Origin of the sequence: Nocardiopsis lucentensis DSM 44048 (assembly GCF_000341125.1) — a bacterium.
Classification (GTDB): domain Bacteria; phylum Actinomycetota; class Actinomycetes; order Streptosporangiales; family Streptosporangiaceae; genus Nocardiopsis; species Nocardiopsis lucentensis.
Window position 1 is genome coordinate 1 of the sequence record NZ_ANBC01000788.1, and the last position, 4,445, is coordinate 4,445.

Genomic DNA, 4,445 nt, shown 5'->3' on the forward strand with positions numbered 1-4,445 from the left:
GGAGACGTTCCGGGACGCGTTCACCGAGGCGACGCGCTGTCTGCAGACCCTGCGGGCACTGGGCCGCGAGGGGGACGCGGCCACCGCCGACGACCTGGGCTTCTCCGGTCTGCTGCTGAGCCAGGACCGGGACGTGCCGGGGTTCGTCACGGCGGCCCTCGGCCCGCTGCTCGAGTACGACGCCAGGCGAGGAACGCTGCTCGTGGAGACGCTGCGTGCCTACTTCGCGGCCGGGGGCAACCTGTCCCGCGCCAAGGACGACCTGCACATCCACGTCAACACCGTGGCGCAGCGCCTGGAGCGGGTCGGTCAGCTGATCGGGGCGGACTGGCAGCGCCCCGACCGCGCGCTCGAACTACAGCTCGCCCTGCACCTGCACGGTCTGCTCGACCAGGGAGTGGATCTCCTGGGCGAGCAGAACGGCGGTTGAGGAGAACATCGGGCTGTAGTGGTTGTCGTCGGGCAGCTCCAGGAGGGCGAGGTCGTCGGGGAGCCCGGCCAGACGTTCGGGCGTGTACAGGCCGGGGCTCTCGTCGAGCAGACCGCGCGCCGCCCAGGCCAGGCGGGCGGGGCGGGACAGACGGTGGACCGCGCCCAGCGTCTCGGGGTCGGTGAGGACCTGGGCGCCGTCGACCCGGGCGGCCTCCTCCGAGCAGGCCGAGCGCAGCTCGGGCGGGGTACCGGTGAGGTCGCGCGTGACGTAGTGGTCCACCCAGGTGTTCCACCGTCCGGCCATGGCGGGGTGTCCCCGCCAGAAGTCCCGGTAGGCGTCGGCGCTGGTGAACGACATGCGGAGCCGGGTCATGGCGGGGCCGAGCACGTCCTCGATGTCGACCCCGGGCGGCACGGGGAGCCCGTGGCCGCCGTCGATGAGGAGCAGGCCGGTGACCCGGTCGGGGTGGCGGACGGCGGCCAAGCACGCCACGAAGGCGCCCATGGAGTGGCCGACGAGGACGGTGCGGTCCACATCGTGGGCGTCGAGGACGGCGATGACGTCGTCGACGTGGGCGCCCAGCCCGAAGGGCCCGGGCAGGTGACCGCTGCGACCGCGACCGCGCAGGTCGGGGGCGATCAAGGGCGGTCCGCCCAGCCGCTCCAGCTCGACGGCCAGGCGGGCCAGGGCGTACCCGTTGGCGGTGATGCCGTGGATGCCCAGGACCGGGGTCCCGGGTCCCGTGCCCCAGCGGGTGACGGCGAGGTCGCCGCCTGGCACGGGGACGGTGGACGCGTTCCCGTCGGTCCAGGTGGCTTCCGGGCCGCGTTCCGTCTCGGTCATGCTGCCTCCTTCGTGTGCGCGGGGCCCCGGCGGTCCCGCAGTGCCGACGTGATCCTTCCCGGGAGCGCGACGACGCCACCGGGGAAGAAGAAGACCATCAGGACGAACAGGGCGCCGAGGACGAACAGGGGCTGCGCGAGCGGGGCGGCGATCCACGCGGGGAGGGCGGCGAAGGCGTCGGATCCGCCGAGCTGGAGGAGCCGGTGGTCGGCGTAGGTGTACAGGGCCGCCCCCACCAGCGGCCCCCAGCGTGTGCCCGCGCCGCCCAGGGCCACCATCACCAGCAGGGTGAGGGTGAACTCGGCGGTGGTGACGACGGGGGTGACACCCCCGGCGACCAGCAGGTAGACGACGCCGCCCAGGGAGGCCAGCCCTCCGCTGACGGTGAACGCCGCCAGTTTGTAGGGGTAGGGGTTGACGCCCAGCACCGCGACGCGCTGCTCGTTGGCCCGGATCCCCCGCCAGACCCGGCCGACCGGGGAGGCGTCCAGCCACCACACCACCGCGAGGCTGACCGCGACGTAGGCGACGGCGACCCAGTACAGGTTGACCGTGTCGACCACGCCCACGAGCGCGTCGGGAACGTGGTCGGTGTCGAGGGAGAGGCCCTCCTCACCGCCGGTGACCCGTCCGGGGTCGCGGGCGACGAGGATCGATCCGGCCTGGGCGAAGGCGAGCGTCACCATGGCCAGGGCGATCCCGTTGACCCGCAGCGAGACCGCGCCGAGGGCGAGGGACATCAGGGTGCCGCCGAGCACCGAGAGGAGGGCCGCCCACACGAGAGGCAGATCCAGCACGGACATGAGCAGCGCGGCGGCGTAGGCGCCGCAGGCGAAGTAGAGGGCGTGCCCGAAGGAGAGCAGCCCCACGCGTCCGTAGAGCAGGTCGTAGCTGGTGGCCAGGCCGCCGAAGACCAGGCAGGTGGCGAGCAGGTGCAGGGCCGGGGGACCGTTCAGCGCGCCCTCGAACAGCCCGGGCAGGCTCAGCGTCGAGAACGGCAGTGTCAGCGCCACCGCGAGCACGGCGGCCGGGACCGCCCAGCCCGGCACGCGCCGACGCGCGCGGGCGTCGGAGCTCTGGGAGCCGGGTTCGGCGGGACCGGGCTTCGGGGCCTTCGCCGTCACGTCGGTCTCGGTCATCACGCCACCCTCTCCGCGGACTTCCTGGCGGCCAGTCCGCCCTGCCGGGTGAGCAGCACCAGGGCGAGGAGGACGACCACGGCGATGTCGCCCAGACCGGCGACGGTGTAGTAGTTGGCGAACTGTTGGACGAGGCCGACGGCCAGTGAGGCCACCGCGCACCCGGTGAGCGAGGTGGTCCCGCCGATCACGACGACGATGAACGCGAAGATCAGCAGGGACAGACCCTGGGTCGGGGTGACCACGCCGAAGTAGAGGCCGCCGAGCGCCCCCGCCAGCGCGGCGGCGGCGCCGCCGATCGCGAACACCAGGGTGAACGCCTTGCGGACGTCGATGCCCAGGGCGGTGACCATCGCCCGGTCCTGGACGCCCGCGCGGACGATGAGGCCGTAGCGGGTGCGGGCGTTGAACAGCCAGAGCGCGGTGAACAAGGCGACGGCGGCGAGGATCAGCAGGAAGCGGTCCCGGGGGACGTTCACACCGAGCACGCCGACGGTGCCGGACACCAGGTCGGGGCGCGGGAAGGGGAGCGGGTCGGCGCCCCAGACGGCTTGGAGCAGCGCGGGCACGGCCAGGCTGAGACCGACCGTGGCGAGGATCTGCTCGCGGTGCCGCCCGTACAGCGGGCGGATGACGCAGAGTTCGACGAGGGTGGCGGCGAGCGTGCCCGCGGCGACCCCGAAGGCCACGGCGAGCAGGAAGCCGAACCCGTCCGGCCCCGCGCCCGGCAGGTACTCGCTCGCCCACCAGGTGCCGTAGGCGCCGATGGCGAGGAACGCGCCGTGCGCGAAGTTGAGCACGTCCATCAGGCCGAAGATCAGCGACAGGCCCGAGGCGATGAGGAAGTACAGGGCGCCCAGGCCCAGGCCCGTGAGGGTGAGGAGGACGATGGTGCTCACGTGTGCCTCCCTGTGGTGTTCCCGGCCGGGGCGGAGCGCCCCACACCGAGCAGTGAGCGGACGCGGTCGGGGTCGTCGAGGAGGTCGGTGGCCGGTCCGGTGTGGATGACGCGGCCCGCGTCCAGGACGACCGCCCGATCGGCGACGCGGCGGACGAGCGGCAGGTTCTGCTCGACGAGCAGGACCGGCACCCGTTCGGCCGCGCGGGCGACCGCGTCGGCGACCTCCGCGACGATCCTGGGCGCGAGGCCCTTGGTGGGCTCGTCCACGACGAGCAGGGCGTTGTCGTTGAGCAGGGCGCGGCCGATGGCGAGCATCTGCTGCTGGCCGCCGGACAGGGTGCCCGCCGGTTGGGCGGCGCGCTCGCGCAGTTCGGGGAAGAGTTCGTGGACGAGGCCGTAGCGGGGCCGTCCGGTCCGGCGCTCGGCCAGTCGCAGGTTCTCCGCGACGGTGAGCGCGGAGAAGACGCCGCGGTCCTCGGGGACGTAGCCGATGCCGCGCGCGACGATCGCGTGCGTGGGCAGCGCGGTGGTGTCGGCGCCGTCGAACCGTACCCGGCCGGTGCGCGGCACCAGGCCGAGCAGGGCCTTGACCGTCGTGGTCTTGCCGACGCCGTTGCGGCCGAGGAGGGCGGTGACGCCCCGGCGCGGCATCGTGAAGGACACCCCCTGGAGGATGTGCGATCCCTCGATCCACACGTGCAGGTCGGCCGCCTCCAGGAGCGGCTCGGCGCCGGTCACGCCGCGTCCCCGAGGTAGGCGGCCTGGACGCGGGGGTCGGACATGGCCGAGTCGGGGTCGGTGTGGGCGAGCAGGGCGCCGTGGTGCAGGACGGCCAGTCGGTCGGCCATGTCGAGAAGGACCTCCATGTGGTGTTCGACCATGAGGACCGAGCGGCCCCGTTCGCGGTGCACGTCACGGATGACGGCGGTGAGCTCGCCGACCTCGCCGGCGCTGACCCCGGCCATGGGCTCGTCCAGGAGGATGAGCCGGGGGCCGCGCGCGAGCAGGAGGGCGAGTTCGAGCTTGCGTTTGTCCCCGTGGGAGAGCTCTCCGGCCAGGGCGTCCACGCGGTGGGAGAGGCGGACCAGGTCCAGGACGTCGACGGTCTCGGGGCCGCCGTCGGGGGCGG

The 4,445-nt window shown here is 73.5% G+C and carries 6 protein-coding genes; 1 reads left to right on the top strand and 5 read right to left on the bottom strand.

The features are described from left to right. Nucleotides 1-430 (top strand): PucR family transcriptional regulator (locus D471_RS36545; RefSeq protein WP_040691589.1); only part of this gene is annotated, 430 nt, incomplete at its 5' end. Here the strand turns inward: D471_RS36545 and D471_RS0127505 are convergent. From D471_RS0127505 to D471_RS0127525, 5 genes are all read right to left on the bottom strand, one after another. Beyond that, a complete protein-coding gene (locus D471_RS0127505; RefSeq protein ID WP_017601594.1) occupies nucleotides 356-1,276 on the bottom strand; it encodes an alpha/beta fold hydrolase in 921 nt (306 codons plus the stop codon). The genes D471_RS36545 and D471_RS0127505 overlap by 75 nt on opposite strands. Continuing rightward, nucleotides 1,273-2,415: a branched-chain amino acid ABC transporter permease gene (locus tag D471_RS0127510; protein ID WP_017601595.1), complete on the bottom strand. Its 1,143-nt coding sequence runs from the start codon at nucleotides 2,413-2,415 to the stop codon at nucleotides 1,273-1,275. Before D471_RS0127510 ends, D471_RS0127505 begins: the two co-directional genes overlap by 4 nt. Then, entirely contained in the window at nucleotides 2,415-3,314 is a 900-nt protein-coding gene (locus tag D471_RS0127515; protein ID WP_017601596.1) for a branched-chain amino acid ABC transporter permease, read from the bottom strand. Before D471_RS0127515 ends, D471_RS0127510 begins: the two co-directional genes overlap by 1 nt. After that, nucleotides 3,311-4,054 (bottom strand): ABC transporter ATP-binding protein, encoded by a 744-nt coding sequence (locus tag D471_RS0127520; RefSeq protein WP_017601597.1) that lies wholly within the window; start codon nucleotides 4,052-4,054, stop codon nucleotides 3,311-3,313. Before D471_RS0127520 ends, D471_RS0127515 begins: the two co-directional genes overlap by 4 nt. Next, nucleotides 4,051-4,445 (bottom strand): ATP-binding cassette domain-containing protein (locus tag D471_RS0127525; RefSeq protein ID WP_017601598.1); only part of this gene is annotated, 395 nt, incomplete at its 5' end. The genes D471_RS0127525 and D471_RS0127520, both read right to left, overlap by 4 nt.